This window comes from Serratia sp. 14-2641 (assembly GCF_001692375.1).
GTDB classification, from domain to species: Bacteria; Pseudomonadota; Gammaproteobacteria; order Enterobacterales; family Enterobacteriaceae; genus Chania; species Chania fonticola_C.
In genome coordinates, this window is record NZ_LXKR01000028.1 from 372923 (window position 1) to 398923 (window position 26001).

The 26001-nt window shown below is 53.4% G+C and carries 25 protein-coding genes and 1 tRNA gene; 9 read left to right on the forward strand and 17 right to left on the reverse strand.

Going from position 1 to position 26001, the window contains the following annotated elements; genetic code table 11:
- Nucleotides 1–38 precede the first annotated feature (38 nt).
- Nucleotides 39–1346, reverse strand: coding sequence for an inorganic triphosphatase (locus A6U95_RS12210; protein WP_024528274.1), 1308 nt, complete (start codon nucleotides 1344–1346; stop codon nucleotides 39–41).
- A gap of 278 nt (nucleotides 1347–1624) precedes the next feature.
- Between A6U95_RS12210 and A6U95_RS12215 the strand changes: the two genes are divergently transcribed.
- Nucleotides 1625–2242 (forward strand): TIGR04211 family SH3 domain-containing protein, encoded by a 618-nt coding sequence (locus A6U95_RS12215; protein ID WP_021179496.1) that lies wholly within the window; start codon nucleotides 1625–1627, stop codon nucleotides 2240–2242.
- 108 nt (nucleotides 2243–2350) lie between these two features.
- Entirely contained in the window at nucleotides 2351–3586 is a 1236-nt protein-coding gene (locus tag A6U95_RS12220; protein ID WP_065684688.1) for a multifunctional CCA addition/repair protein, read from the forward strand.
- A 28-nt stretch (nucleotides 3587–3614) separates the two neighbouring features.
- On the opposite strand, the gene lldD is transcribed toward A6U95_RS12220, so the two are convergent.
- From lldD to lldP, 3 genes are read right to left on the reverse strand one after another with little or no spacing between them, the layout of a single operon-like run.
- Nucleotides 3615–4754, reverse strand: a complete 1140-nt coding sequence (lldD, locus tag A6U95_RS12225; RefSeq protein ID WP_065684689.1) for an FMN-dependent L-lactate dehydrogenase LldD — start codon at nucleotides 4752–4754, stop codon at nucleotides 3615–3617.
- Between the two features lie 16 nt (nucleotides 4755–4770).
- Nucleotides 4771–5553, reverse strand: coding sequence for a transcriptional regulator LldR (gene lldR / locus A6U95_RS12230; RefSeq protein WP_065684690.1), 783 nt, complete (start codon nucleotides 5551–5553; stop codon nucleotides 4771–4773).
- Nucleotides 5550–7205 (reverse strand): L-lactate permease, encoded by a 1656-nt coding sequence (gene lldP, locus A6U95_RS12235; protein ID WP_065684691.1) that lies wholly within the window; start codon nucleotides 7203–7205, stop codon nucleotides 5550–5552. The genes lldR and lldP overlap by 4 nt, the downstream gene beginning before the upstream one ends.
- A 314-nt stretch (nucleotides 7206–7519) precedes the next feature.
- Here lldP and A6U95_RS12240 point away from each other — a divergent pair, with 314 nt between their 5' ends.
- Together A6U95_RS12240 and A6U95_RS12245 are read left to right on the forward strand one after the other, a co-directional pair.
- Nucleotides 7520–7756, forward strand: a complete 237-nt coding sequence (locus tag A6U95_RS12240) for a type II toxin-antitoxin system CcdA family antitoxin (RefSeq protein WP_065684692.1) — start codon at nucleotides 7520–7522, stop codon at nucleotides 7754–7756.
- A gap of 2 nt (nucleotides 7757–7758) precedes the next feature.
- Nucleotides 7759–8073 carry a CcdB family protein gene (locus A6U95_RS12245; protein WP_021179490.1) on the forward strand — a complete coding sequence of 105 codons (315 nt, stop codon included), beginning with the start codon at nucleotides 7759–7761 and terminating at the stop codon, nucleotides 8071–8073.
- A 105-nt stretch (nucleotides 8074–8178) separates the two neighbouring features.
- Here A6U95_RS12245 and bacA read toward each other — a convergent pair whose 3' ends face one another.
- Both bacA and folB read right to left on the reverse strand, forming a co-directional pair.
- Nucleotides 8179–9006 carry an undecaprenyl-diphosphate phosphatase gene (bacA, locus tag A6U95_RS12250; RefSeq protein WP_065684693.1) on the reverse strand — a complete coding sequence of 276 codons (828 nt, stop codon included), beginning with the start codon at nucleotides 9004–9006 and terminating at the stop codon, nucleotides 8179–8181.
- 140 nt (nucleotides 9007–9146) lie between these two features.
- A complete protein-coding gene (folB, locus tag A6U95_RS12255; RefSeq protein ID WP_024483059.1) occupies nucleotides 9147–9506 on the reverse strand; it encodes a bifunctional dihydroneopterin aldolase/7,8-dihydroneopterin epimerase in 360 nt (119 codons plus the stop codon).
- Between the two features lie 107 nt (nucleotides 9507–9613).
- Between folB and plsY the strand changes: the two genes are divergently transcribed.
- The gene (gene plsY, locus A6U95_RS12260; protein WP_021179487.1) at nucleotides 9614–10252 is read left to right on the forward strand and encodes a glycerol-3-phosphate 1-O-acyltransferase PlsY; all 639 of its coding nucleotides are present in this window, start codon (nucleotides 9614–9616) and stop codon (nucleotides 10250–10252) included.
- A gap of 31 nt (nucleotides 10253–10283) precedes the next feature.
- Here the strand turns inward: plsY and tsaD are convergent, their stop codons facing one another.
- On the reverse strand, nucleotides 10284–11297 hold the full coding sequence (gene tsaD, locus A6U95_RS12265) for a tRNA (adenosine(37)-N6)-threonylcarbamoyltransferase complex transferase subunit TsaD (RefSeq protein ID WP_065684694.1): 1014 nt from the start codon (nucleotides 11295–11297) through the stop codon (nucleotides 10284–10286).
- A gap of 324 nt (nucleotides 11298–11621) precedes the next feature.
- Here tsaD and rpsU point away from each other — a divergent pair, with 324 nt between their 5' ends.
- From rpsU to rpoD, 3 genes are all read left to right on the forward strand, one after another.
- Complete coding sequence (rpsU, locus tag A6U95_RS12270) at nucleotides 11622–11837, forward strand: 30S ribosomal protein S21 (protein ID WP_001144069.1); 216 nt, start codon at nucleotides 11622–11624, stop codon at nucleotides 11835–11837.
- Nucleotides 11838–11974: 137 nt separating this feature from the next.
- Nucleotides 11975–13723 carry a DNA primase gene (dnaG, locus tag A6U95_RS12275; RefSeq protein WP_065684695.1) on the forward strand — a complete coding sequence of 583 codons (1749 nt, stop codon included), beginning with the start codon at nucleotides 11975–11977 and terminating at the stop codon, nucleotides 13721–13723.
- 157 nt (nucleotides 13724–13880) lie between these two features.
- On the forward strand, nucleotides 13881–15719 hold the full coding sequence (gene rpoD, locus A6U95_RS12280) for an RNA polymerase sigma factor RpoD (protein WP_024528266.1): 1839 nt from the start codon (nucleotides 13881–13883) through the stop codon (nucleotides 15717–15719).
- Nucleotides 15720–15768: 49 nt separating this feature from the next.
- Here rpoD and mug read toward each other — a convergent pair whose 3' ends face one another.
- A complete protein-coding gene (gene mug / locus A6U95_RS12285) occupies nucleotides 15769–16257 on the reverse strand; it encodes a G/U mismatch-specific DNA glycosylase (protein ID WP_024528265.1) in 489 nt (162 codons plus the stop codon).
- Nucleotides 16258–16405: 148 nt separating this feature from the next.
- On the opposite strand from mug, the gene A6U95_RS12290 reads away from it, so the two are divergent.
- Nucleotides 16406–16482 (forward strand) — tRNA-Ile (locus A6U95_RS12290).
- A 109-nt stretch (nucleotides 16483–16591) separates the two neighbouring features.
- Here A6U95_RS12290 and A6U95_RS12295 read toward each other — a convergent pair.
- The 9 genes from A6U95_RS12295 to A6U95_RS12335 all read right to left on the reverse strand — a co-directional run bounded on the left by A6U95_RS12295 (nucleotide 16592) and on the right by A6U95_RS12335 (nucleotide 25962).
- Nucleotides 16592–17695, reverse strand: coding sequence for a hypothetical protein (locus A6U95_RS12295; protein WP_241810647.1), 1104 nt, complete (start codon nucleotides 17693–17695; stop codon nucleotides 16592–16594).
- Nucleotides 17696–17750: 55 nt separating this feature from the next.
- Complete coding sequence (locus A6U95_RS12300) at nucleotides 17751–18854, reverse strand: hypothetical protein (protein WP_241810648.1); 1104 nt, start codon at nucleotides 18852–18854, stop codon at nucleotides 17751–17753.
- 46 nt (nucleotides 18855–18900) lie between these two features.
- A complete protein-coding gene (locus A6U95_RS12305; RefSeq protein ID WP_065684696.1) occupies nucleotides 18901–21492 on the reverse strand; it encodes a fimbria/pilus outer membrane usher protein in 2592 nt (863 codons plus the stop codon).
- Nucleotides 21493–21541: 49 nt separating this feature from the next.
- A complete protein-coding gene (locus A6U95_RS12310) occupies nucleotides 21542–22291 on the reverse strand; it encodes a molecular chaperone (protein WP_065684697.1) in 750 nt (249 codons plus the stop codon).
- Between the two features lie 8 nt (nucleotides 22292–22299).
- Nucleotides 22300–23007 carry a molecular chaperone gene (locus A6U95_RS12315; protein ID WP_065684698.1) on the reverse strand — a complete coding sequence of 236 codons (708 nt, stop codon included), beginning with the start codon at nucleotides 23005–23007 and terminating at the stop codon, nucleotides 22300–22302.
- A gap of 7 nt (nucleotides 23008–23014) precedes the next feature.
- The gene (locus A6U95_RS12320; protein ID WP_065684699.1) at nucleotides 23015–23584 is read right to left on the reverse strand and encodes a type 1 fimbrial protein; all 570 of its coding nucleotides are present in this window, start codon (nucleotides 23582–23584) and stop codon (nucleotides 23015–23017) included.
- Nucleotides 23559–24272, reverse strand: a complete 714-nt coding sequence (locus A6U95_RS12325; protein ID WP_024528218.1) for a molecular chaperone — start codon at nucleotides 24270–24272, stop codon at nucleotides 23559–23561. Before A6U95_RS12325 ends, A6U95_RS12320 begins: the two co-directional genes overlap by 26 nt.
- Nucleotides 24273–24335: 63 nt before the next feature.
- Complete coding sequence (locus tag A6U95_RS12330; RefSeq protein ID WP_065684700.1) at nucleotides 24336–24887, reverse strand: fimbrial protein; 552 nt, start codon at nucleotides 24885–24887, stop codon at nucleotides 24336–24338.
- Nucleotides 24888–25572: 685 nt separating this feature from the next.
- Nucleotides 25573–25962: a hypothetical protein gene (locus A6U95_RS12335; protein ID WP_065684701.1), complete on the reverse strand. Its 390-nt coding sequence runs from the start codon at nucleotides 25960–25962 to the stop codon at nucleotides 25573–25575.
- Between the last annotated feature and the right edge of the window lie 39 nt (nucleotides 25963–26001).

Consider the following 26001-nt stretch of genomic DNA (forward strand, 5'->3'; position numbering starts at 1 on the left):
CCCGTTCTGTGGCCTGCAGCCCGGCAGGCCCGCTGGAGTTAACGAACCGCGCCGTTTAACCAGAATGGCGCATGGGATAATGCCTGTTTGCGGCTGGCTTCATACCAACCCTGCCGACGTTCGGCAATGGCTGATTGCAGCTCGCGCCAGCTGTCGATATACGGCCCGGTTTCGCTATCCGGATAGGCACCAGAAAGCAGAATAAATGCCAACACCTGGCGCGTCAGACGGGGCAGTTGCTCTTGATATTCATCTTCATTCAGGGTGCGTGTAAAGGCTTCTTTCAGCTCTGCGGCGCTACGGCCCAGCATGATGTCGCTAAAACGCTTGAATGAACCATCCAGCTTAGCCTGCGATTTGGCATCGATAAACGGCCGCCATGCACCGGTGATCAACCACGATGTGAGTGCCAACTTACATTGCAGATACTCCGTGCCGTAGCACAGCTCCTGCGGCTGGGTGGTTTTATCCACCAGCAAAGGCTCCAAAGCCGTCAACCGAGCGCGCAGATCGGTGCTTGCCTTGCGCGGAACCAATCCGCCAAAGATCACCAGTGCCTGGCGGATCAGACCGATCGCTTCCATTACCGCGCGGCGTGCCTGCTTGTCGCCACGCAGCCACAGTTCTTCGTGATACTGCCAATGGCTCAGCGCCAGCTCGAAAGCGGCCACCATGCCCTGTTCTACCGTGGATTTAGGAGCTGGCTTCAACACGCTTAATGGGCGTAACTCACGTTCGGCATTGCCCTGCGCCAGATGATAGCCCCGAGCCGCTTTGCTGAGGCTGCCCTGGCGTAAACCACCCTGTTCCGCCAATGCGGCTGCCAATGCCAGCAAATCAGCAGTCTCACCGCTTTTCAGCTCTAGCTCCAGCTCGCATAACGGTTCGGCCAGTTCACCCGCGCGCACTTCCCCCTGGTCGAGGCCAATCTCGATCTCGCTTGCGCCGTAAGTGACCACCCACTTTTCACGTACAAAGTCGGTGCGGAACAGCGGCTGCAATGCCTTTTGCAGCGGAGCCAATTTGCAGCCCTCTGGCCAGATATCCGCCGGGAATTTTTTCAGCGCCAGCGCGGGTTTGGCGATGGCGACGTTATATTCCGGCCGCTGGTGCAGCCCACCCACCACCGAACCGGCGGTTTTGATGGTCATTTCATAGCTATCGTCAAAACCGCGGATACGCAGGCCCATATCATGGTTGCGCAGGAAGTTGTCGGCGGTTTCATAGTAGATATTGGTCAGCTTCTGTGGCGCAGAATGCTGATTGGGCCAGGCGGCAATCCGCTCCGGCAGGCTGGCAATCGCTGCGGGGGAAACAATAAACTTCAGTTCTATTTCAACGCTCATAGTTCTTTTACACCAATAGGTTAGGCATTCGCGTGAGTCTTCACGGCGGCCGAGTCTGCCGGCCGCACTCAGCCCGACGACGCACAGTGAGAGTATCTTACCGCGATTCCCCCTGACTTGACTCTGCCAACTGCAGAAAAAACCTGTTACGTTATAGAATGCTGCGCAACTGACGGGATTTAGCATAGTAAGATAGTTCCCATTCCGGTTTTGGCGTTGCGCCGTCAGACTGAACGCTCTACTATCGTTCCATAAATCCACGCAGAAACGATGACATAATGCAGAAATTACGCCTGATTTGCCTTGCCGTGCTAAGTTTTAGCATCACTTGGGGCGCACATGCCGAAGATAAACGCTATATCTCCGATGAATTAAATACTTATGTCCATAGCGGCCCAGGTAACCAATACCGTATCGTCGGCACCTTGAATGCCGGTGAAGAAGTCACGCTGTTGAGCGTCAATGACAGCACCAGCTACGGCCAGATCCGCGATTCCAAAGGACGCAGCGTCTGGATCCCACTGGATCAGTTGAGCCAGACGCCAAGCCTGCGCACTCAAGTGCCAGAGCTGGAACAGCAGGTGAAAACCCTGACCGACAAACTGGCCAATATTGATAATAGCTGGAACCAGCGCACCGCCGAAATGCAACAGAAGGTGGCCGCCAGCGATAGCACCATCAGCGGCCTGCAGCAGGAAAACCAGGATCTGAAAAATCAGCTGGTTGTGGCTCAGAAGAAGGTGAATGCGGTGAATCTGCAACTTGATGACAAACAGCGCACCATTATCCTGCAATGGTTTATGTACGGCGGCGGCGTTGCCGGCGTTGGTTTGCTGCTCGGTCTGCTGTTACCGCACCTGATCCCGCGCCGCAAGAATAATCGCTGGATGAACTGATTACTGTTCCGCCAGTTTAAGCGCCTACGGGCGCTTTTTTATTGCCTGACGCATCCGCTGCCCAATTGATGTAATCTGATCAAAAGAGCTATTGATAGGAGTTAAACCGTGAAAATTTACCTGGTCGGCGGTGCCGTCCGTGACACCCTGCTCAACTTACCGGTAGTGGATCACGACTGGGTGGTGGTCGGCGCAACGCCTGCCGATCTGTTGGCTCTTGGCTATCAGCAGGTGGGTAAAGACTTCCCGGTATTTCTCAACCCGCAAACTCATGAGGAGTATGCGCTGGCCCGCACCGAACGTAAATCCGGCCAGGGTTACACCGGATTTACCTGCTACGCTGCCCCGGACGTGACGCTGGAAGAGGATCTGCTGCGGCGCGATCTCACCATCAACGCCATGGCGCGGGGTGATGATGGAGTACTGGTTGACCCCTATAACGGCAAGGCCGATCTCGACGCCCGCCTGTTGCGCCATGTCTCCGACGCGTTTGGCGAAGATCCGCTGCGAGTATTACGCGTGGCGCGTTTTGCCGCTCGCTTTGCTTCGCTGGGCTTTACCGTCGCCCCTGAAACCAGCGCGCTGATGCAGCAGATGGCCGAAAGCGGCGAACTGGCCTCCCTGACGGCGGAACGCGTGTGGAAAGAGACCGAGAAGGCGTTACAAAGCCAGAGCCCGCAGGTGTATTTCCAGGTGCTACGCGACTGCGGAGCGTTGAAAGTGCTGTTCCCGGAAATCGACGCCCTGTTTGGCGTGCCAGCCCCAGAGAAATGGCACCCGGAAATTGATACCGGCGTACACACGCTGATGACGCTGGCGATTGCCGCCCAGCTCAGCCCAGAGGTAGATATCCGCTTCTCAGCGCTATGCCACGATCTCGGTAAAGGCATCACGCCACAAGAACTCTGGCCACATCACTATGGCCATGGCCCTGCGGGCGTCAGGCTGGTTGAAAAGCTTTGCCAACGGCTGCGAGTGCCTAATCCAGTACGTGAACTGGCGAAGCTGGTAGCGGAGTATCACGACCTGATCCACACGGTCAATAAACTGCGGCCAGAAACGCTGTTAAAACTGTTTGATGCCATCGACGTGTGGCGTAAACCGCAGCGGCTAGAGCAGATGATCCTCACCAGCGAAGCCGATGCCCGTGGACGCACCGGTTTTGAAAACAACCCTTATCCGCAAGGCGATTACCTGCGCCAGGCCTATCAGGTCGCCAACGCGGTTTCGGTCAAAGAGGTGGTGGAAAGTGGCCTGCAAGGGCTAGCGATCCGTGACGAGGTCAAACGCCGCCGTCAGCAGGCATTGGCGGAGTGGAAGAAGCAGCAAGAACCTCAGCCTTAAGTAAAACGGGCGCAGTATGCGCCCCTACCTACCCCTCCAGCACCAACGAATCACGGCTGATTTCGGCAATACTTTTCGCCCCCGTGAGCGTCATCGCTACGCACATCTCTTTTTTGATCAAAGCGAGCAGGTTTTCCACCCCCGCCTGGCCTGCGGTTGCCAAGGCATAAACATAGGCTCGCCCCAGCAATACGCTATCCGCCCCGAGCGCAATCATGCGCACCACATCTAATCCGCTGCGTATCCCGCTGTCTGCCAGGATGGTGATATCGCCCTTCACCGCATCAGCAATCATTGGCAGCGCACGAGCAGAAGAGAGCACCCCATCCAGTTGGCGACCACCGTGGTTAGAAACCACAATGCCGTCGGCACCAAAGCGTACGGCATCACGCGCATCGTCGGCGTCGAGAATGCCCTTTATCACCATCGGCCCCTGCCAGAAATCACGGATCCATTCCAAATCACTCCATGAAATCGAAGGGTCAAAGTTGGCCCCCAGCCACCCGATATAATCTGCTAATCCGGTGGGCTTTCCGAGGTAAGCGGAAATATTCCCCAGATCGTGCGGACGCCCATTCAGTCCAACATCCCACGCCCAGGCAGGATGGGTCACGGCTTGCCAATAGCGCCGCTGGGCGGCATAGGGGCCACTCATTGCCGAATGCGCATCGCGGTAACGAGCGCCTGGTGTCGGCATATCCACGGTGAATACCAAGGTGGTACAGCCCGCGGCTTTCGCCCGCTCCAAGGCATTACGCATGAATCCACGATCTTTCAACACATACAGCTGAAACCACATGGGCCGCTTGATGGCCGGCGCCACCTCTTCGATTGGGCACACCGAGACGGTGGAAAGCGTAAACGGAATGCCTTGTTGCTCTGCGGCGCGCGCGGCCTGCACCTCACCACGGCGGGCATACATGCCACACAACCCTACCGGGCCAAGGACGACGGGCATGGCCAAAGTTTCGTTAAACAGTTTGGTTTCCAGACTGAGCGCCGACATGTTCTTAAGAACACGCTGTCTCAATGCGACCTGAGCCAGATCTTCCACGTTACGCCGTAAAGTGTGTTCGGCATAAGCGCCGCCATCGATGTAGTGAAACAGAAACGGCGGCAGTTTACGTTGTGCCGCAGCGCGATAGTCCGTGGCTGCTGAGATAATCATCAAGCGATCTCCCTTGTTACGGTGAATTGTCATCAGGAAGGCGGGTAATACGCGCCTGCCTGGCCTCGTCTTCATGCAGATTTTTAATGGTGGAATGCACGAATCCCAGGTGAGATTTTGCCGCTTTACCCGCCCGTTCAGGATCGCCTGCCAGGATCGCCAGCAGCAGTTCCTCGTGCTGTTCAGTCAGCCGGGTGAAGATCGTCGGCTGGGTGTACATACGCTGGCGGCTATGCATGACGGAGGAGCGCATCAAATCGAAAAAGCCGCGCATGGTTTGCAGTAACACCACGTTGTGTGAAGCCTCGGCAATCGCCAAATGGAAGCGCACATCCGCCTGAGCGGCAAGTTCAGGATGATCGCTCTCCTGAAGCGCCAACATGGCGTCAAAGCAAGCCTGTAGCTTCTCTTTGTCTGCGGCGGTGGCGCGCATTGCCGCGTGCCAGGCGGTGCTGGCCTCAATGGCGTGGCGAGCTTCCAGAATGTCATAACGATAGTCAGGATCGTCGGCAACCAAGGGTCTCAGCGGCTCCACGATGCATTGCTCCGACCAGGGGGAAAGCTCGTCGCAGACATAGGTTCCGCCGCCACGTCGGCTAATGAGCGCCTTTTCACCAATCAGCTTTTGAATCGCCTCACGTAAAGAGGAACGCGAGACGCCCAACTCGTTGGCCAACTGGCGCTCGGCGGGCAAGCGCATCCCCATCTCCAGTTGGCGTTCGCGGATCATTACCTTGATACGCTCAACCAAACGATCGGCCGAGCGAAGTGGATAAGTGGGTTGAAGATTTACAGTCATGGGATCATCCATGTTAGCCAGTAAGCCTGAAGCGTAGTAATAACCCCCACCATACAGGTGAAAATCAGGCTGTGTTTTACCGTAAAGCGGAACAGGTCAGACTCTTTCCCTACCAACCCCACGGCGGCACAGGCAATCGCGATAGACTGTGGTGAAATCATTTTGCCTGTGACTCCGCCAGTGGTGTTAGCCGCAACCAACAGCACATCCGAAACGCCAATTTGCTGGGCAGTGGTGGCCTGCAGAGCGGCAAACAACGCGTTGGACGAAGTGTCTGAGCCGGTCAGGAACACGCCCAACCAACCAAGGAACGGTGAGAAAAAGGTGAACGCGCTGCCGGTATGCGCCAATGCCAGCGCCAAAGTTGCCGACAGGCCGGAATAGTTGGAAATAAAGGCAAAGGCTAACACCATGCCAATGGAATAGATGGGTAACATCAACGCCTTTAGCGTTTCAGCAAGTGTGGTGAGCGCATCTTTGGGCTTCATGCGCAGGTAAATCACCGAGGCGATCGCAGCAACCATAATGGCGGTGCCGGTGGCAGAGAACCAGTCAAGTTTGAAAACGGCGGCATAAGGCGTGATGTTTGCCACCACCGGCGGCATTTTGGCGACCAGCTTATCCAGAAAAGGCACCGGAATAGAGAGCACCCAATCGTACAGCGCACCACCTTGAGCGAACAACGCTTTAAACGGCGGGATGCTCCACAAGGTGACCGTAGCAGTCAGGAAAATAAACGGCATCCAGGCGCGAATAATCTGCCCTAAACCATAGTGCTGCTGCACCAGCGTTTGGTCGACAACGGCACCTTCGGCATTATCAAAGCGGAACAGGCGTTTTGGCTGCCAGACGCGCAGAAACAGCGTCTGGCATACCAGTGAAACCAGCGAGGAGATAATGTCTGGCAACTCTGGCCCAAGAAAGTTGGAGCTGAGATACTGCGCCAAGGCAAAGCTTCCCCCCGCCACAACCACCGCAGGCCAGGTTTCTTTAATGCCGCGCCAACCGTCCATAATCGCCATGATCCAGAACAGTACGATAATCGTCAGGAACGGCAATTGTCGCCCGACCATCTGGCCGATTTCAAAGCTGTCCAACCCGGTCACCTGGCCCGCGACGATAATCGGGATGCCCATAGCACCGAAAGCCACCGGTGCGGTGTTGACGATCAGACAAAGCCCTGCGGCATACAACGGATTGAATCCCAGCCCAACCAACAAGGCGGCGGTAATGGCTACCGGTGCGCCAAACCCGGCGGCCCCTTCCAGAAAGGCACCAAAACAGAAGCCGACGATCAGCATCTGTAAACGTTGGTCGGGGGTGATAGAGAGAATGGAAGAGCGAATGATGTCAAACTGCCCGGTCTTCACCGAAATCTGGTAGACAAATACCGCGGCAATAATGATCCAGGCTATCGGCCACAGCCCATAGAAAAAACCATAAACCACCGCAGCGAGCGCTCGGTCAATGGGCATCCGGTAGAGGAATAACGCCACCAGCAAAGCTATCCCAACGGTTAACGTTGCTGCAATATGCCCCTTGAGCTTCAGTTTAATCAGCGCCAAGAAAAAAAACGCGATAGGCAGTGCCGCGATCGCACTTGATAGCCAAATATTGCCAATGGGATCATAAACTTGTTGCCAGACTTCCATGTAGATAACTCCCGCGATTATTCACATACTCCTCCGCTTAATGGGTCGTACCAACAGGGCGAAGTCATATAATTGATAACCGATAGTTAACTTATTGTTAAAAACATGCAATGTGCCTGTTTGGTTTTTTGCCGTTTCTGTGCCAGAGGTTCACATTTTTCCGGCATTGGTCGGACCAAAAGGGGGGAGAAGGGGGGGCTAAATGAGCAAGATTAAGCAGCACCATTATTTGGGGATCCCTCGCGCTATAGCCTGCTATAATGCGTGCATGATGCCGTGTAGATAACACGTAACCCATCACAGGAGAGCACACCATGACAGTAAAAGTACGCAATACACAAAGCGTCACAATGACTGTAGAACGAGGCCTGCTTAACCGGGCACGTGATGCAGGAATTAACCTTAGTGCCACTTTGACTGCCGCCCTAGATGCCGAACTACGTCATCACGCAGCGAAAAAATGGCAGGAAGAAAACAGAGGGGCTCTTGAGGCGTTAAATCGTTTCCATGATGAACACGGCTGCTTTAGCGATGAGTACAGGACTTTTTAACGATGCAATTCACCGTCTACTACAATCCCGGAAAAAGCGTCGTTTATCCCCTGCTACTTGATGTAACGAGCGATATTATCGGCCAGTTAAACCGTCGCATTGTGATCCCACTGTTGCCTGTTGAAAAATATCCGGGCAGCAGTCGCCCAGACCGGATGAATCCGGTAATCATGCTGACGGACGGCAAAGAATACGCCGTAATGGCTCATGAACTTGCAAGTATTCCTGTTCGTGCTTTGGGTGCTGAGTTCTGCAATGCGGCGCAATACCGCCCGCAGATAAAAGCGGCAATAGATTTTCTCATTGATGGAATTTGAAGCCACTGGTAGCGACCAATCGAATGCGCCAATACAAGTAATATGAAAATAGTGGGCCAAGAGCCCACTATTGGAGAGGAGAAAACGTTCGAGCTGGTGCCAGAATTAATGAATAAACACCATGTAGACCGCCGCCGCGACGATAAAGCGGTAGATGGCGAACGGCACAAACGAGATACGCTTGATAAGCTGCAGGAAGGTCTTGATGGCGATTAGCGCTACCACAAACGCAGTGGCAAACCCGACGGCAAACATCGGCAGATCACTGAGCGTCAGGAAGTGCAAACTCTTGTACAGATCCAGACCGCTGGCCCCGAGCATCATCGGCACCGCCAGAATAAAGGAGAATTCAGAGGCCGCATAGCGGCTCACGCCAACCAGCATACCGCCCGAAATGGTGGAGCCGGAACGGGAAAAACCAGGCCACAGCGCCAGACACTGGAAACAGCCGATCATAAATGCCTGCCGATAGGTAATATCATCCAACCCGACCGCGCGCGGCTTTTTCGGTTTCAGCCATTCGGCGGCCAGCAGCAACAGCCCCCCAACGACCAAGGCATACATCACGTTTCTCGGTTCAAACAGGGATTTGATCACATCGTGGAAGATCAGCCCCAGGACAACCGCCGGGATCATCGCCAGCAGGATATGGCCCAGCTTCAGCCGCCCTGCCGTGTGCCCTTCATGAGGCACCGGTTTGCCACCAAAGTGAATGCCGATCAGGCCAAACAGACGGCGCCAGAACACCACCACCACCGCCAGGATCGAACCCAGTTGGATAATGACTTCGAAGGTTTTTGCCTTATCGCCGGTAAAACCCAGCAATTCGCCAACGATAATCATGTGCCCTGTCGAGGAAACCGGCAGGAACTCTGTCAGCCCTTCAACTACCCCAAGCACAAATGCCACAAACAATGAATGCATGTCCGCCATCAGACCACTACCCCATTTCAAATTTAACGCTATTAAAGGTACAAGCACAAAAAAGCGGCAATGTTCAATACCTTGCCGCTTAAACAATTCTAGTTACAGACCAGCATATCGGTCTTTAGTTGCATATTGGTGACAACTTGTCAGGCTGGGCGCTGGCCGCGCTCGATGATCACCCCAACCCGGCTGGCGTGCGCGACTGCACCCGGCTTGCTGACCTTAATACGGACCCAGGGAGATTTAAAGCGCCGTAGCAAAATTTCGGATACCTCCTCTGCCACACGCTCCACCAGCGCAAAACGATTGGGCTGCACGTGCTGGATGACCGCATCGCTGATATCGGCATAGCTCAGGCAATCATTCACATCATCGCTGGCGGCCGCCTGGCGGTTGTCCCACGCCATTTCGATATCGAACACCAGCTTTTGCTGAATGGTTTGTTCCCAATCATAAACGCCAATGGTGGTGATCACGGTAAGCTCTTCAATAAATACGATATCCATCACGTCATTCTCAGTTTTTGGCCTTGCCGGATACCACTTCCGACGGAATATGCGTATTATCCATAGATGTTGCGAGTAAAACGACCATTATTAAACGGAACCGCGTTATGAGTGCTACCGCGCTTGGCATGATTATCTTCGCGTATCTGTGTGGCTCAATTTCCAGCGCGATCCTGGTTTGCCGGATCGCCAGGCTACCGGATCCGCGTGAACATGGATCGGGAAATCCAGGGGCGACCAACGTCCTGCGTATCGGTGGCCGCCTGGCAGCGGCTACGGTGTTGGTGTTTGATATTCTAAAAGGGATGCTGCCAGTCTGGTTGGCCTATGCGTTCAACGTTCCACCGCTGTATCTTGGCCTGACGGCGATCGCCGCCTGTCTTGGGCATATCTACCCGGTGTTCTTCCACTTCCGTGGGGGCAAAGGCGTGGCGACGGCGTTCGGTGCCATTGCGCCGATCGGCTGGGATCTCACTGGCCTGATGACCGGCACCTGGCTGTTGACCGTGCTGCTGAGCGGCTACTCTTCGCTCGGGGCGATCGTCAGCGCGCTGATTGCGCCATTCTACGTCTGGTGGTTCAAACCACAGTTTACCTTCCCGGTGGCGATGCTCTCTTGCCTGATCCTGATGCGCCATCACGACAATATCCAGCGCCTGTGGCGCGGCCAGGAAGGGAAGATCTGGGGTAAGTTCCGCAAGAAGAAAGACGGTGTTTTAGAGCAGGAAGAGCACAAAGAAGAATGATTGAAGGGCCGGGGATTCCGGCCCTTGGCTTTTACACCGCAGGCAGCTCTGCCAGCGGCCAGCGTGGGCGTACGGTAACGCCCAACTCCGGGTTACCCCCGTTTTTCATTCGAACCATCCCGGCATAAGCGATCATGGCCCCATTGTCGGTGCAGAATTCCGGGCGGGCATAGAACACTTCGCCACCGCGTTTTTTCATCAATTCCGCCAGCTTGCTGCGCAATGTGCGGTTGGCACTGACACCACCGGCCATCACCAGGCGTTTAAACCCGGTCTGCTCCAGCGCGCGTTTGCATTTGATCGCCAGCGTATCCACCACCGCATCTTCAAAGGCACGGGCAATGTCGGCACGAGTTTGATCGTCGTTGCCGTTAGAGCGGATAGTATTGGCAGCAAAGGTTTTCAAACCGGAGAAACTGAAATCCAGCCCTGGGCGGTCGGTCATTGGGCGTGGGAAGGTAAAACGCCCTTCCGTGCCCTGCTGCGCCATTTTCGACAGCATCGGCCCGCCGGGATAATCCAGCCCTAACAGCTTGGCGGTTTTGTCGAACGCTTCGCCAGCGGCGTCGTCGACCGACTCCCCCAGCAAGGTATATTCACCGATCCCGGTCACGCTGATCAGTTGGGTATGGCCACCAGACACCAGCAGCGCCACAAACGGAAATGCAGGCGGATTATCTTCCAGCATCGGTGCCAGCAAGTGGCCTTCCATATGATGTACCGGCACCGCAGGCACGCCCCAGGCAAACGCCAACGCGCGGCCAATGGTTGCCCCGACCAACAAGGCCCCCACCAGACCCGGCCCGGCGGTGTACGCCACACCATCGATATCGCCAGGCTTCAGGTTCGCCTCTTTCAGAGCAGCCTGGATCAGCGGCACGGTCTTGCGCACGTGATCGCGAGAAGCCAGCTCCGGCACCACGCCGCCGTAATCGGCATGCAGTTTCACCTGGCTGTAGAGTTGGTTGGCTAACAAACCGGCTTGATCGTCATACACTGCAATACCGGTTTCATCGCAGGACGTTTCTATACCCAATACGCGCATTACATTTCCCATCATTCACGTGCGGCCGCCAGTTTATCACAATCAACGCCATTTACCGCCAGCCTGCAGCACCCTGGGCGCGATGGTGCGCTATGTCGATGATTCACAAGGTTGCCCGCCGGGTGATTAAAAACGAGCAATTTTTTCTGATTAGTCTATAATCGGCGGCCGATGCATAATTGCGCGAGTTTGCCGGAACGCGGCGTGTTTCAATTTGCTATGGTGCTTTACAAAGCAGCATCCATTGAAGTAAAATTCCGCACCATTTTGAAAAGGCTGGCGCTTGGCCAGCAGCAAACCGAATTCTATTGAGGTGAGAGGCACATGCCGGTAATTAAAGTACGTGAAAACGAGCCATTTGACGTTGCACTGCGTCGTTTCAAGCGTTCCTGCGAAAAAGCAGGTGTTTTAGCTGAAGTTCGTCGTCGTGAGTTCTATGAAAAACCGACTACCGAACGTAAACGCGCTAAAGCTTCTGCAGTAAAACGCCACGCGAAGAAACTGGCTCGCGAAAACGCACGCCGCACTCGTCTGTATTAATCCTTCGGGGGTAACCCCACCGCGTGATTTTTTTCTTTTTCAAGAACACGCAGACCGAGTAGTTGCATACGAAGGCCGTGCTTTCCGAAAGGAATGCGCGGCTTGTTCTCGTTTATAGGCAATCGTAACAGGGGCTTATGGCTGGACGAATTCCGCGTGTATTTATCAATGACTTGCTGGCTCGTACCGACATCGTCGATCTGATCGACGCCCGGGTAAAGCTTAAAAAGCAGGGCAAGAACTATCACGCGTGCTGTCCGTTCCACCACGAAAAAACGCCTTCATTCACCGTTAATGGCGACAAACAGTTTTATCACTGTTTTGGTTGTGGAGCGCACGGTAACGCCGTCGACTTCCTGATGAATTACGACAGACTCGAGTTTGTCGAAACCATTGAGGAACTGGCCACCATGCACGGGCTGGAAGTGCCTTACGAGGCAGGCACCGGACCGACGCCAATCGAACGCCATCAGCGTCAAAGCCTATATCAACTGATGGAACAGCTCAGCACGTTCTATCAACAGTCACTGCATCAATCCAACGGGACGCAGGCGCGTAACTACCTGCAACAGCGCGGATTAAGTGACGACGTTATCCGCCATTTTGCCATCGGCTTTGCACCTGCCGGTTGGGATAATGCGTTAAAGCGTTTCGGGCGTGATACCGACAGCCGGGCAGCACTGAACGATGCCGGAATGTTGGTGACTAACGATCAAGGGCGCACTTACGATCGCTTCCGCGAACGGGTGATGTTCCCCATCCGCGACAAACGCGGGCGGGTAATCGCTTTTGGCGGGCGCGTACTGGGCGACGGTATGCCCAAGTACCTGAACTCGCCGGAAACCGAAGTATTCCACAAGGGCCGTCAGTTGTACGGCCTGTATGAAGCACAGCAGAGCCATGCCAACCCGCAACGTTTGCTGGTGGTCGAAGGCTATATGGACGTGGTGGCGTTAGCGCAATATGGCATTGATTATGCCGTTGCCTCACTCGGAACCTCGACAACGGCTGAACATATTCAGCTGCTGTTCCGCGCCACCGATAACGTTGTCTGCTGTTACGACGGCGACAGGGCTGGCCGTGAAGCCGCCTGGCGCGCGTTGGAAACCGCACTGCCCTATCTGAACGACGGGCGTCAGTTACGGTTTATGTTTTTGCCAGACGGCGAAGACCCGGACACCCTGGTCCGTAAAGAAGGCAAAGACGCCTTCGAACAGCGAATGGAGCTGGCGCAGCCGCTTTCCACTTTCCTGTTTGAAACGTTGATGCCGCAGGTCGACCTGAGCAGCCCGGATGGCCGTGCCAAACTGAGTACCTTGGCTCTACCGCTGATCACTCAGGTGCCAGGCGAGACACTGCGTCTCTACCTGCGCCAACAGCTAGGCAGCAAACTGGGCCTGCTGGACGATAGCCAGCTCGACAAGCTGATGCCCAAACAGGCGGAAAATGCGAATACTTATCAGGCGCCCCAGCTAAAACGCACAACCATGCGTATACTGATAGGATTACTGGTGCAAAATCCGCGTTTGGCTACACTTATCCCTTCCTTGGAAGGGCTCGAGCAGACTAAACAGGCGGGTTTACCGCTATTTGTTGAACTGGTGCAGACCTGTTTAGCCCAGCCGGGCCTGACTACCGGCCAGTTGCTGGAGCTGTACCGAGATAACAAATTGAGCCAGCAGCTTGAAACCTTGGCGACATGGAACCATATGATCGTTGAGGAACAAGTTGAGCAACACTTTTTAGATACTCTGACGAATCTCTATGACTCGGTGCTGGAAAAACGTCAGGAAGATTTGATCGCACGTGACAGAACGCATGGCCTGAATGCAGACGAACGCAAGGAACTCTGGTCATTACAGCTGGCATTGGCGAAGAAAGACTGAATACCAAACGGCTTAAGTGCCGATAAATGCGAGGGCAGAGCCCTGCAATATGCCGCCACAGTGGGCCGCGGCAACAACAAAAACGCCCCAAATGCTATTGTTGGCGGTTTCGCCGACCGACACCAACCCAAATACTCTGAAGTGTGGATACCGTCTTATGGAGCAAAACCCGCAGTCACAGCTTAAACTTCTTGTCCAACGTGGTAAGGAGCAAGGCTATCTGACCTATGCTGAGGTCAATGACCATCTGCCGGAAGATATCGTCGACTCCGATCAGATCGAAGACATCATCCAGATGATTAACGACATGGGCATCCAGGTGATGGAAGAAGCACCGGACGCCGATGACCTGCTGCTGGCTGAAAACACCAACAGCACAGACGAAGATGCGGAAGAAGCTGCCGCTCAGGTGCTGTCCAGCGTAGAATCTGAAATCGGGCGTACCACTGACCCAGTGCGCATGTACATGCGTGAAATGGGTACCGTTGAGTTGCTGACGCGTGAAGGCGAAATCGACATCGCCAAGCGTATCGAAGACGGCATCAACCAGGTGCAGTGCTCGGTTGCTGAGTACCCTGAAGCCATCACCTATCTGCTGGAGCAGTACGATCGCGTCGAGGCTGGCGAAGCACGCCTGTCCGATCTGATCACCGGCTTCGTCGATCCTAACGCGGAAGAGGACATCGCACCTACCGCAACGCACATCGGTTCTGAATTAACCACCGAAGAGCAGGACGACGACGAAAAAGACGAAGACGAAGAAGACGAAGCTGAAGACGACAACAGCATCGACCCTGAACTGGCGCGCCAGAAGTTTACCGATCTGCGCGATCAGTACGAAGCCACTCGTCTGGTTATCAAAAAGAACGGCCGCAGCCACGCCAGCGCAGCAGAAGAGATCCTGAAGCTGTCTGAAGTGTTCAAGCAGTTCCGTCTGGTGCCAAAACAGTTCGACTTCCTAGTCAACAGCATGCGTACCATGATGGATCGCGTTCGTACGCAAGAACGTATCATCATGAAGCTGTGCGTTGAGCAGTGCAAAATGCCGAAGAAAAACTTCGTCACCCTGTTCGCCGGCAACGAAACCAGTGACACCTGGTTCGCAGCGGCACTGGCAATGGGTAAACCATGGTCAGAGAAGCTGAAAGACGTTAATGAAGATGTTCAGCGCAGCCTGCAAAAACTGCGTCAGATCGAAGAAGAAACCGGCCTGACCATCGAGCAGGTGAAAGACATCAACCGTCGTATGTCGATTGGTGAAGCGAAAGCCCGCCGCGCGAAGAAAGAGATGGTTGAAGCCAACTTGCGTCTGGTTATCTCGATCGCCAAGAAATACACCAACCGTGGCCTGCAGTTCCTGGATCTGATCCAGGAAGGCAACATCGGCTTGATGAAAGCGGTAGACAAGTTTGAATACCGTCGTGGCTACAAGTTCTCAACTTACGCCACCTGGTGGATCCGTCAGGCTATCACCCGCTCTATCGCCGACCAGGCACGTACCATCCGTATTCCGGTGCATATGATTGAGACTATCAACAAGCTCAACCGTATTTCGCGCCAGATGCTGCAAGAGATGGGCCGTGAACCAACGCCGGAAGAGCTGGCCGAGCGTATGCTGATGCCAGAAGACAAAATCCGTAAGGTGCTGAAGATCGCCAAAGAGCCGATCTCCATGGAAACGCCGATTGGTGATGATGAAGATTCACATCTGGGCGATTTCATCGAGGATACCACCCTCGAGCTGCCACTGGATTCTGCCACTTCTGAAAGCCTGCGTTCTGCCACGCACGACGTCCTGGCTGGCCTGACCGCACGTGAAGCGAAGGTGCTGCGTATGCGTTTCGGTATCGATATGAACACTGACCACACGCTGGAAGAAGTGGGCAAACAGTTCGACGTTACCCGTGAGCGTATTCGTCAGATCGAAGCCAAAGCGTTGCGTAAACTGCGCCACCCAAGCCGTTCAGAAGTGCTGCGTAGCTTCCTGGATGACTAAGATCTAACGACCTCGTAAGAACCCCGGCTCGCCGGGGTTTTTTTATGCCTTATTTCAGCGCCAGGAATAGCTCGCGGTAACTCTCGGTAAGCTGCTCCAGCGTGGCACGGTTCAATCCGCTGGGATTAGGCAGTACCCACACCTCGGTTTCACCCAGCATCATCTCCTGACGCCCCCAGGCTGCATTACGCACGCCAAACGCACTGCTGAACGCCTGTTTCCCCAGGATCGCCAAAGCACGCGGTTGGTAACGCAGAATTTTTTCTTTGAGCACCTCTCCACCACCGCGCAGCTCATCACGTGACAGTTCGCTGGCAGCAACCGTTGGGCGCGCGACCAGAGCGGTGATCCCGCAGCCATTATCTTGCAGTTGTAGCCACTGTTCCGGTGCCAACTGGCGATCGGTGAAACCCGCCTGATGGATCACCTTCCAGAAGCGGTTACTGCCGTTGGCAAAGGGATAGCCCTGATGGGCAGAGGAAAGGCCAGGATTGATGCCGCAGAACACCACCTGTAGGTTTGGCGCCAAGAGTTCCATGAGTATCACCAGTCCGTTAAAAGGAATTAACAGCGGTTATCGCAAAATCTGCCTGCAATTACAACAGGCTAGAACTGTGCATAAAAACATCATATGGTTTTATGGGTGTAGACCTGTATCCCATGATTACCGTATAATCACGCCGCCTGGCCCCTTAGCTCAGTTGGTTAGAGCAGGCGACTCATAATCGCTTGGTCACTGGTTCAAGTCCAGTAGGGGCCACCAAATTTTAGCTTTAAAATCATAAGATTAAGCCACTTCTCACGAGGTGGCTTTTTTGTATCAGCTTATGGTAATCCCGGAAACAGCCTGCCACCTTCCTGCATTAAATTGGTCAGTTAAACGTCACCAACATTTCTGCGGCAGCATCGACGTTACCCATTGGCAGGTTTGAGCCGCCGGAGCACAGACGCCAGGTAACCTGATTAGCCATCGTCAGGCTTGATTGTGTGTTGGTGATGCTGCCGATCCTGATCGCCTGATTATCAAACGGCACACCGCTAGCTACCGTGCAAATGCCGCTACCGGTTACACCATTATCAATCTCTCCAGTGATATAACCTCCACCTGCAGTCAGGGAGAGCTTGGTCGGCGCGTTTTGATAAAGGCCACTGATGGCGCGGAATTGCAGGTTGATATTGGCGTTAATCCGGTCGGACTCCTGATTACACTGGGTAGCTAACGGATAAGAGAGTGAGGCCAGTTCAGCACCTGCGGTAGGATCGTGAGCCACCGGGCCAAAATTAATCTGAGTAGGCGTGTTAACCGTACATTCCAGATTGGAGATACGTAACTGTATATTAGCTGGCAGAATAGCGGCAGATTTATCTCCTGAGGAAGATCCAGAAAGGCTTGCTGCATACATAGGTTTCAGGGTTATTTCCGTGGCTTTTTGGCTACCGTCGGTGACTATCACCCAGGAACCACTAATAGTAGCGGTGCGTGGAGCCGATGGACTATAAAAATTTTCTATAGGATCTCTCGATGCGGGAACCGCCCAATCGTAACCTCTTGCGGGGAGAAGATGGCTATTCTCACCGGTTCCCCGGCTTTCGGGTAAACCTAAGGTTGCGGAATAGGTAACGGGTACCATATTACTGGTGTAATAGTTTGCTGTCCCTATCGCTCTTGGCACTAACCCTACTCCTGGCGCGATTGGGTAAGCCTTGTAGCCACCTATCATTTTCACAGCACTCGCTTGCAGGCCATAATACTGAGAGTTAGTTATAGAAAGTAATGGAAGTTCAGGTAGATGCTTGATGTAATTTATAGGGCCACTCAACGTAACGTTAAACGGCATTCCTTCCCAGACTATTCCACTGCCTTTGCCAATGGTGATGGTTTCTGCTATTACCGGGGGTGATAACAAGGCAAACAGATAAAACACTACACGATACTGGGATGCATGCCGGTATAGGGTTTGGAGTATTTTAATCATCTTGTTGTTTTCCTTGTTATCAAATATAACCAGCCACTTTCTTTTAGAAAACTCGTCAGTTAAACGTCACCAACATTTCTGCGGCAGCATCGACGTTACCCATTGGCAGTTTTGAGCCACCGGAACACAGACGCCAGGTAACCTGGTTAGCCAGAGTCAGGTTCGCTTGTGCATTGGTGATGCTGCCGATCCTGATCGCCTGATTATCAAACGGCACACCACTAGCTATCGTGCACCTGCCGCTGCCGGTTACGCCATTATCGATCTCCCCAGTGATATAGCCCCCGTCAGCGGTCAGGGAAAGCTTGGTTGGCGCGTTTTGATAAAGACCGCTGATGGCACGAAATTGCAGATTGATATTCGCGTTAACCCGGTCAGACTCCTGATTACACTGGGTAGTTATCGGATAAGAGAGTGAAGCCAGTTCAGCACCAGCGGTAGGATCGTGCGCCACCGGGCCAAAATTAATCTGGGTGGGGGTGTTAACCGTACATTCCAGATTGGAGATACGTAACTCTAGATTTTCAGGCAGGATAATGGCGAAACCGCTTCCTGTGCTGTATGGGGAAAAGCTTGCTGCATACATAGGTTTCACGGTCACCTCCGTGGCTTTTTGGCTACCGTCTGTGACCATCAACCAGGAACCACTAATATTAACGGTGCGTGGAGCCGTTGGGCTATAAAAATTGCCTATGCTAGTGCTCGATGGGGAAATCGCCCAATCGCGATCTACTGGGGGGGTAAGATGGCTGTTCGCACCAGTTCCACGGCTCTCTGGTAAACCCAAGGTTGCGGAATAGGTAACGGGTACCATATTACTGGTGTAATAGCTTGCTGTCCCTATCGCTTTTGGCACTACCCCTACTCCTGGCGCGATTGGGTAAGCCTTGTAGCCACCTATCATTTTCACAGCACTCGCTGGCAGGCCATAACTCTGGGTATCGGTTATAGACATTAATGGATATTTAGTCATCAGCCCGCTGTATTTTAGAGGGCCACTCAACGTGACGTTAAACGGCATTCCTTCCCAGACTATTCCACTACCTTTGCCAATGGTGATGGTTTCCGCTATTACCGGGGGTGATAACAAGGTCAACAGGTAAAGCCCTGGGCGGAGCCGGTACGCAAACCGGAATAGGGTTTGAGTTATTTTAATCATCTTGATGTTTCTCCTGTCATGGTATTAATGCCATTAGCCATGATGTTTACCGAGCCGGTGTGCAGTGCAGTGTCAATTGTCGTACCGGATTACTGGCCGTAGGGGCCGGGGTTTTCGTCAAGTTGAACGCTGCCTGGCATTGCTGGTTGACACCTTTGCCCCATTTGGCCGTCAACGTGCCTTTTTCTGGCAGCCCGCTGAGGTAAACCTGGCCTGCATCGCCAACAATGCCGGTATGGGTTTCCTTACTGTTACCAGCCCCAACCGTGACTACGGTGCCGAAAGGGATGACACTCTCTTTGAGCTGCAACGTGACCAGGGCTTGGTAGCCAATACGTGTGGCGAAATTGGCCATCACCACCGCCCCTTTGGTGGGGTAAACGTTGACGCTTGAGTGCGTCATATCCACGTCATCCGGCAGGGTGGTAGGGTTCAGGCTGATGCTGTTGTGCTGGTAGGTTGAAAGATAGGGCACCAACGCGTAGCCACGGCTGTCGGTACGGATGCCACCATTCATCACCTCTACCCCACCGGCACCGGGTGCGCTAACTACGGCGACTGCGTTGCCGAGCATCTGGCCTAGCGTAACGCCCTGTGGGTGCACCACCAGGCTGCCATTGCCGCTGAGGTTAAGTGAACGGTAGCGGCTGTTGTAGCTGTAGCCCAGATTTGCCATCCCCTTACTGCCTTGGTAACCGGTATTCAGGGTGCTGCTGTTACTGCTGTTATCAGAGTTCGACCAGCCCTGCATCAGGTTGTAAGAAAGGCGGTCATTCAGCGCATTGCCGCTGATCCCGGCCTGCTGTTGAACCTTGCCCTGACTGTTGTGGCTCATCTGATAGTTGGCGTAGCTACGGCTTAATGCTGGCGTAGGGCTGAATAGTGCCAGAGGGAGTTGCACATTCAACGAAAGCTGGCGATTCTCTGGCCAACTGCCGTCGCCTTTGATCCGATCGATACTGTAGGCCAATCCATAGCTGACCCCCTTAAAACTGGCGTTATAACCAGCAGAAAGCGTGTTATTGACACGATCGTTGCCCCAAAAGTCATTGCGTGAGGCGGAAAGGTACAGCGCACCATAGGTCCCCAGCTGTTGGCTGATCTGAATCTGAAAATTGGAGCGCTGGCGCTCTAACGTCCAAGGGGCTTGATCGTCATTAAGTTGATAGCCCTGACTGTTAAAATCGGCGAAGCTAGAGTAATTGCGGGTGGAGTAGCGGTAGGCAGTGAGATCCAGTGAAGTTCCGGTATCCACCAGGCTTTTGGCATAGCGTAGCCGGTAAGAGGCCCCTTGCTGTTGGTTGTCCTGCCCGCGCAGTTTGGCGCTGGAGGTGGTGACGTCAGCCGAAAGTGCGCCAAACTTACCCAGAGAGAACCCAGTACCGGCCACGAAGGAGAGATAGTCTTTTGCCATTAACCCGCCACCGTACAGCGTGATGTTATGCGGCAAGCCGACCATCAGGGTCCCCAGGGCAAAGTCGGCTTGCTGGTTACTGTTGGTTATTTGCCCATTATAACGACCTGTGGTGAACTCATACTTGAGCGCGCCAGGGCGCTGCATCACCGGCAACGCGGAATAGGCCAGGGTCTGGGTGCGCACACTGCCGTCTGCCTCGGTAATGGTGACGGTCAGATCCCCGCCCTGGCTGGCCTGGAACAGATCGTTGATGCGGAACGGCCCTGGGGCGACATAGGCCTGATACACCACGTTGCCGTTCTGGCTCACCGTGATCCGAGCGTTACTTTGGGCAATACCAGAGATCAGCGGTGCAAAACCGCGCAGGCTGTTGGGCAACATCTCTTCGTTGGAATTTAATCGCACACCGCGAAATGGGATGCTGTCAAACACCTCGTTACCGGTGCTACTTTCACCCGCCAAGGCCTCCGAACGCAGCGCCGCGATATCTCGTTGCAGATAGGTATTTGAAAATTGGAATTGTTGGCTGCTTGATGAATGCGTTGCGTTGCTGTTCTCATTACGCGTATAGGTCAAATTACTGCGTAAACGCCATGCCTGCCAATTTAGCCCACTACGCAGATCGGCAAACAGATTGCTCTGCTCGCTTTTCTCGACTCCAGCCTGAGCATGTTGCCAACTACGGCTACCGCTCAGGCTGTAATTCATCAGTAATGACTGTGCGCCGTTATCCCACAGTGCAGGATCCACCGATCCCCGGGCATTTTGCTGCATGGCTATCTGGGGAATGCTGAGATCCAGGCGTAGCAGCGCTAAATCAAAACGAATCTGGGAATCCGGAACAACCTCGGCCAGATCGTTAATCGGTGTATCCTTGGCCAGCCCGATAAAAGCCGGTAATGCGCTAGTATTGACTCCCAATGTGTTGAGATAGTCCGGTGTCAGTTCTGGTTGAACTTTTCCTTGTGCATTTTTTTTAAACGACACCGTCTGTTGGCCGTGGTCAACCTGATTCACCCATAGATTGACCAGATAATTTCCTTCGGGAGTGTGGCCTGCGGTTTCATACACGCTGAGATCGGTAGTTGCCGGGAAGCTCCCCCCCAATGATAGCAGGCCCGGATCGAAGTAATCGCGAGCCCACGCAGGGAAGGTTTCTGCCAGTAACAGGGCCCCCAGCAGGGTAGGAGCATGCTTGGCAAAATCAAGAAATTTGTTCATGGCTTGTCTTTCCATAGTGTGGAGCAATCCATTACCCTCAAAAAAAAGGCTATAAGGTCTGCTGGTTGATTAAGGTATCCCAGCCATCTTCATCAATGAGTTGCCACTCCACGTTACCCTTGGCCGCTACGGGCAAGGGATAACGCTGTTGCCCTTTGGGGGGCACCATCAGGCGTAGAGTGGATTTATCCAATGCGGTAGTGCCGACTTTCAAGCGTGAAAAGGTGAGCCAGTAAGGCGTTGGATTTCCAGCGATGAGTTCGTTGCCCACACGACGGAAACGGAGTTGGGAGGCGACATCTGCAACGGCCCGTTTAGCCAGCCCTTCCGGGCGATAAAACAGCTTCATGTTGCTGACCACGGTGATCGCCATCTGGCCAAATCGCTGCGCGGAGTCCGTTTTGGTACTGGCGGGGATAGCTTTCATTGAGATGAAAAATACCGATTCCCGATCGCTGGGCAGAGGGTCGCCATTGCGACGGATACGCAGCGTCAATTCACCGTTGGCCTCCAGGCGTTCCAGCGGCGGGGTGACGATAAAAGGTACCTTCGTTTGGCCACCGTGGCTGAGCTCAACATCACCGGTACGCTGATCCACCGGGCGCACCCATGACTGCATCAGATAGGGAGAGGCACTTTTGTTATAAGCCGTCAGTGTGACCCCTTTGCTGGCGCTTTCGGGGTAAATCACGCGCAGGACATAAAAGGAGATCCCTTTTGGTTCAACTTGCGCGGCATTGACAATAGTGCTGAGCAAACTGCACAGCAGCCACATCAAGGGGGTTATCACGAGTTTCATTGGGGCTCTCATTGCGATAATAGGGTTTGCTGACAAGATGGCGACAAATCACCAGCATCGGTAAGGGCCTGCCAGTGCACCCGAGCTACCGGTCTGGAGGCCGGAAAGGTCTCGGCACTCATTGGAGCGATCATTGAGGGCAGCGTATTCAAATCGAGCGCATCATGGTCGAAGGCTAACGATCCAAACGTCAGGAAATAGGGAGTCGGGTTTTCAGCCCGGATCCCGTTTGGCGTGCGGCTGAATTGCAGCTGGCAACGTGCATCTTGTGTGGCAATCTTTAAGCCTTGGGGGCGATATAGCAGTTTGATCGTAAACTCAAAGCCCATGGATAAGCGGGCATCGCCAGATGCAGGCTCCGTGTGCGCCGGGATAGCCAACACCGAGAGATAGAACAGCGACTCCCGATCGGTAGGTAATGCCTCACCCTGCTTTAAAATACGCAGCAGTTGCTTACTCTTTGGCCCCAGCGGGAATAAAGGAGGGGTGACGATAAAGGGGGCAGCGCCCTGGCCTTGAAGATCGCGTTGGATACGGCTCTGAATAAGATAGTTTTGTGAACCGGTATTTTTTACCGTTAGGGTTTGTGCCTTGTCCCCGGCAGCAAAGATCACCCGGGTTTGGTTCAGGCTGACGCCGCCGTTGGCCGCAGCGAACGCCGAGCATACCGGCCAGAGCAATAACAGCACGGTAAATAAAGGACACAACAACGACATAACAACCTCAGCGGTAGGCAAATTTAAATACGATATGCGCAGTGAACGCACCGGGTTTAAGGGTTGCGCAGCCGCTACTGCCGCCACAGCTAATGCCAGCATAGAACGGTAATTCTTTATCGACGGGGGCTTGGCCTATGGCCGCCAGCGGAAAAGCATCGCCGGTTTTTACCTCAATATCGCCGTAACCTGGTGGCGTGGCACTTTGCACCAACATCACGCCCGCACCACCGGCATCAGACTCATCGCTGCGAAACAGCCATTTACCGTCTTGAGTTTGGCCAACACCGCTGACTGAGATCACCGGCTGCTGGGTGCCGCCTGTACCACCGATACAGTTGCTGGCCTTGAGGGTAACGGGTTGCAGATTCATCAAGGTTCCACTGCGCAAGCGCGATTGGGAAACCTCACCCAATGAGAGCACGCTTTTATCCAGGCTCAGTGAACAGGTCCCCTGCACAATCGAAGCGGAAAAGTTTAGCATCACGGCCTGAGCCGTATTACCAGCCAACCCGGCCCACAGACACAATGAAGCACACAGCACGGGGGTTTTACGGTAGCGAGTGTTTGAACGCATCTACGCCTCCCTGATCGTTAATCGTCAGCCACTCAATGGCACCACGCTTTACCGATGTGGGATAGGTGTGCGTACCGAACGGGGCAAGCATCAACGCTTCGGGGGTCTCTAATTTGAACGGCTGACCAGCGAAGGTCAGGCCAGCCAGGCTGACGAAGTAAGGTGATGGGTTGCTTACCCGCAGGCCATTATTCACCAAGGCAAACTGTAAATTCTTTTGTGCTACGGTAGAGGTGGAAGGTAACCCGGCAGGGCGGTAAAACAGTTTGATAATATTACCCACGCCGAATTGCGCGGCACCCTGTACGCCCGTGGTTGGCTGATTGGCCACCGGAGTTTTACTGGCGGGGATCGCCGTGGCATGAAAATAAAATACCGATTCGCGATCTTTGGCCAAAGCGGAACCATCACCCGTGATACGGATCTGGTTGACGCTGTTGGGTTCGAGGCGGAACAGCGGTGGTGTCACCGTAAAAGGTGTCGGTTCACGGCTGTTCGGCGTCCGGCTAAGTGAGGCTTGTACCAGATAAGCTAGCGCTGGCTGGGTATTACGCACCGAGACGGAGATATTCCCCGCATCTTGTGGAAAAATAAGACGGGTGGCGTTGATGCCAAACCCAGCGGCCAGCACGGCCTGTGAGCAAGACAGCAATGCCAGCATCACGGTAAGAAAGAGGTGTTGGCGCATTGAATGATGAACTCCTGGCGGGGGAAATAACGGGCAGCCGAGGCTACCCGTTATGAGACGTGCTTAGTTATAGGCAAAGCTGAACAGAATTGGCGCACTGACGGAGCCAATGTCGGTTTTATCGATGCTGGTTGACGCCAGGCCAGCCTGCAGGCTCAGGGTTTTAGCGTTAAAGTCACCGGCTGCTGGAGTCTCACCTGCAGTGGCTACCGACAATTTCTGACCATTGGTGAAGTAAGCCGTTGGGGCAGAGACTTCATTGAGCATAATGCCGGTGTTGGTACCCGTGGTGTTGAACAGGTTTGGGTTACCCGCCAGCGTTTGGCCGGAAATAACCAGGCTCGCCTGGTCTGCCGCTGCAACCGGGGTTTCACAATTACTCAGACCAACGGTGAAGGTTTTCTGGCTAGCTGGGATTGGGGTGGCTACGCCGGTAAACTGCGCAGGGGAGAAGTTACCCAGGTCCAGATTGTTGGTAGACAGCGAAACGTCACAGGTAGCGGCGACGACGTTGCCGGTAACCGTTAGTTGGGCGTTGGATGCTGCTTGAACGTTACCTGTAATGGCCAGTAATACCAGCGCTGCTGGAGTCAGAGAGAAAATGCTTTTCCGCATGGTGTTATATTCCTTTATAGGATGAAAGACTGCTTTCGGTTGCCCGATATGTAACGTAACCATCATGGCTACGTGTGAAATCACCTGAAAATAATGACAGGTGTATTAACCAAACCTTGATGGTATTGATACTGCCATCAGGGTTTGCTAATTCGATAGTTCTCTGCGTTATTCGGAAAGAATACGGGAAGTATTTCCATGGCATGATTTTGATACCATGAAATAAAACCATTTCAACCAAGGTTAATCTGAGCGTGATTATTATGGCTTCAACACTGTCGCGCACTCTCACCTGAATCAGATAGCATGATAGTAACACCAACAAGATTATCATCGCTATTAAATATTGCAAAATATGTTTAAATTGGTGTTTTATTCTGAATTCATATCTATATCTAATTTTAATGTTAAAAGTCGTCAATTTTTATAATTCTTTTAGCGGGCTATATGGGTAAGGAAAGAAAAATCCAGAGGCTATCTAGGGTTACAAGCATAATCCTATAGGGGATAATTGAATTTTAGACAGCAGAAAGGCCGCCAGTTTGTTATCCAGGCCATGGCATAGCGTACCGGCTGGTTTTCCGTTAGCGAACGAAGAGGAAATAATGAAATATTTGAGCCTTCAAGTTACGGCTTGAATATTTAGCTGCCGTAACTTGAAGAGGAGTGAGAATGGGATTGGTGTTTAAAGATAAGCGGCATGGTCATTAACGATATAGGCCATTCGTTGGCGATGAAAACTTGAGATCTCAAGCCATTTTTTATTTAAACAGAGCCCATAGCGTGGTAGTGCGATTAGAAGATCTGATGGCAAATCGTAGCTAGCAAAGCGTGCTCTCAATTGGAAAATAAGTTGGTTAAAGTTGTTCTCACGTTTTTTGTTATCTTCGTCGCCCCAAACATAGCGGATAATTTCTTCTTTCTCATTAATCTCATTAAGCAAGCAAAAAATCAGGCTTGATTGCTGCTTGCTTAATAAAATCTCTTGGTTCAAAGATTTAAAAATCAATTGCCTTCCATTGAGTTCAAGCATTTCATTTTCAAAAGATAAATCTGAATTTATTGTGTATGACATATTCTCACCTTTAATAGCGCGCAGGCGTTTACGAGCAAG

Excerpts from the sequence above, each read along its gene's own strand:
- A6U95_RS12210 (WP_024528274.1), bottom strand. The coding sequence starts at position 1,346 with ATGAGCGTTGAAATAGAACTGAAGTTTATTGTTTCCCCCGCAGCGATT.
- A6U95_RS12215 (WP_021179496.1), top strand. The coding sequence starts at position 1,625 with ATGCAGAAATTACGCCTGATTTGCCTTGCCGTGCTAAGTTTTAGCATC.
- lldD (WP_065684689.1), bottom strand. The coding sequence starts at position 4,754 with ATGATTATCTCAGCAGCCACGGACTATCGCGCTGCGGCACAACGTAAA.
- lldR (WP_065684690.1), bottom strand. The coding sequence starts at position 5,553 with ATGACTGTAAATCTTCAACCCACTTATCCACTTCGCTCGGCCGATCGT.
- lldP (WP_065684691.1), bottom strand. The coding sequence starts at position 7,205 with ATGGAAGTCTGGCAACAAGTTTATGATCCCATTGGCAATATTTGGCTA.
- A6U95_RS12240 (WP_065684692.1), top strand. The coding sequence starts at position 7,520 with ATGACAGTAAAAGTACGCAATACACAAAGCGTCACAATGACTGTAGAA.
- A6U95_RS12245 (WP_021179490.1), top strand. The coding sequence starts at position 7,759 with ATGCAATTCACCGTCTACTACAATCCCGGAAAAAGCGTCGTTTATCCC.
- bacA (WP_065684693.1), bottom strand. The coding sequence starts at position 9,006 with ATGGCGGACATGCATTCATTGTTTGTGGCATTTGTGCTTGGGGTAGTT.
- folB (WP_024483059.1), bottom strand. The coding sequence starts at position 9,506 with ATGGATATCGTATTTATTGAAGAGCTTACCGTGATCACCACCATTGGC.
- plsY (WP_021179487.1), top strand. The coding sequence starts at position 9,614 with ATGAGTGCTACCGCGCTTGGCATGATTATCTTCGCGTATCTGTGTGGC.
- tsaD (WP_065684694.1), bottom strand. The coding sequence starts at position 11,297 with ATGCGCGTATTGGGTATAGAAACGTCCTGCGATGAAACCGGTATTGCA.
- rpsU (WP_001144069.1), top strand. The coding sequence starts at position 11,622 with ATGCCGGTAATTAAAGTACGTGAAAACGAGCCATTTGACGTTGCACTG.
- dnaG (WP_065684695.1), top strand. The coding sequence starts at position 11,975 with ATGGCTGGACGAATTCCGCGTGTATTTATCAATGACTTGCTGGCTCGT.
- rpoD (WP_024528266.1), top strand. The coding sequence starts at position 13,881 with ATGGAGCAAAACCCGCAGTCACAGCTTAAACTTCTTGTCCAACGTGGT.
- mug (WP_024528265.1), bottom strand. The coding sequence starts at position 16,257 with ATGGAACTCTTGGCGCCAAACCTACAGGTGGTGTTCTGCGGCATCAAT.
- A6U95_RS12295 (WP_241810647.1), bottom strand. The coding sequence starts at position 17,695 with ATGATTAAAATACTCCAAACCCTATACCGGCATGCATCCCAGTATCGT.
- A6U95_RS12300 (WP_241810648.1), bottom strand. The coding sequence starts at position 18,854 with ATGATTAAAATAACTCAAACCCTATTCCGGTTTGCGTACCGGCTCCGC.
- A6U95_RS12305 (WP_065684696.1), bottom strand. The coding sequence starts at position 21,492 with ATGAACAAATTTCTTGATTTTGCCAAGCATGCTCCTACCCTGCTGGGG.
- A6U95_RS12310 (WP_065684697.1), bottom strand. The coding sequence starts at position 22,291 with ATGAAACTCGTGATAACCCCCTTGATGTGGCTGCTGTGCAGTTTGCTC.
- A6U95_RS12315 (WP_065684698.1), bottom strand. The coding sequence starts at position 23,007 with ATGTCGTTGTTGTGTCCTTTATTTACCGTGCTGTTATTGCTCTGGCCG.
- A6U95_RS12320 (WP_065684699.1), bottom strand. The coding sequence starts at position 23,584 with ATGCGTTCAAACACTCGCTACCGTAAAACCCCCGTGCTGTGTGCTTCA.
- A6U95_RS12325 (WP_024528218.1), bottom strand. The coding sequence starts at position 24,272 with ATGCGCCAACACCTCTTTCTTACCGTGATGCTGGCATTGCTGTCTTGC.
- A6U95_RS12330 (WP_065684700.1), bottom strand. The coding sequence starts at position 24,887 with ATGCGGAAAAGCATTTTCTCTCTGACTCCAGCAGCGCTGGTATTACTG.
- A6U95_RS12335 (WP_065684701.1), bottom strand. The coding sequence starts at position 25,962 with ATGTCATACACAATAAATTCAGATTTATCTTTTGAAAATGAAATGCTT.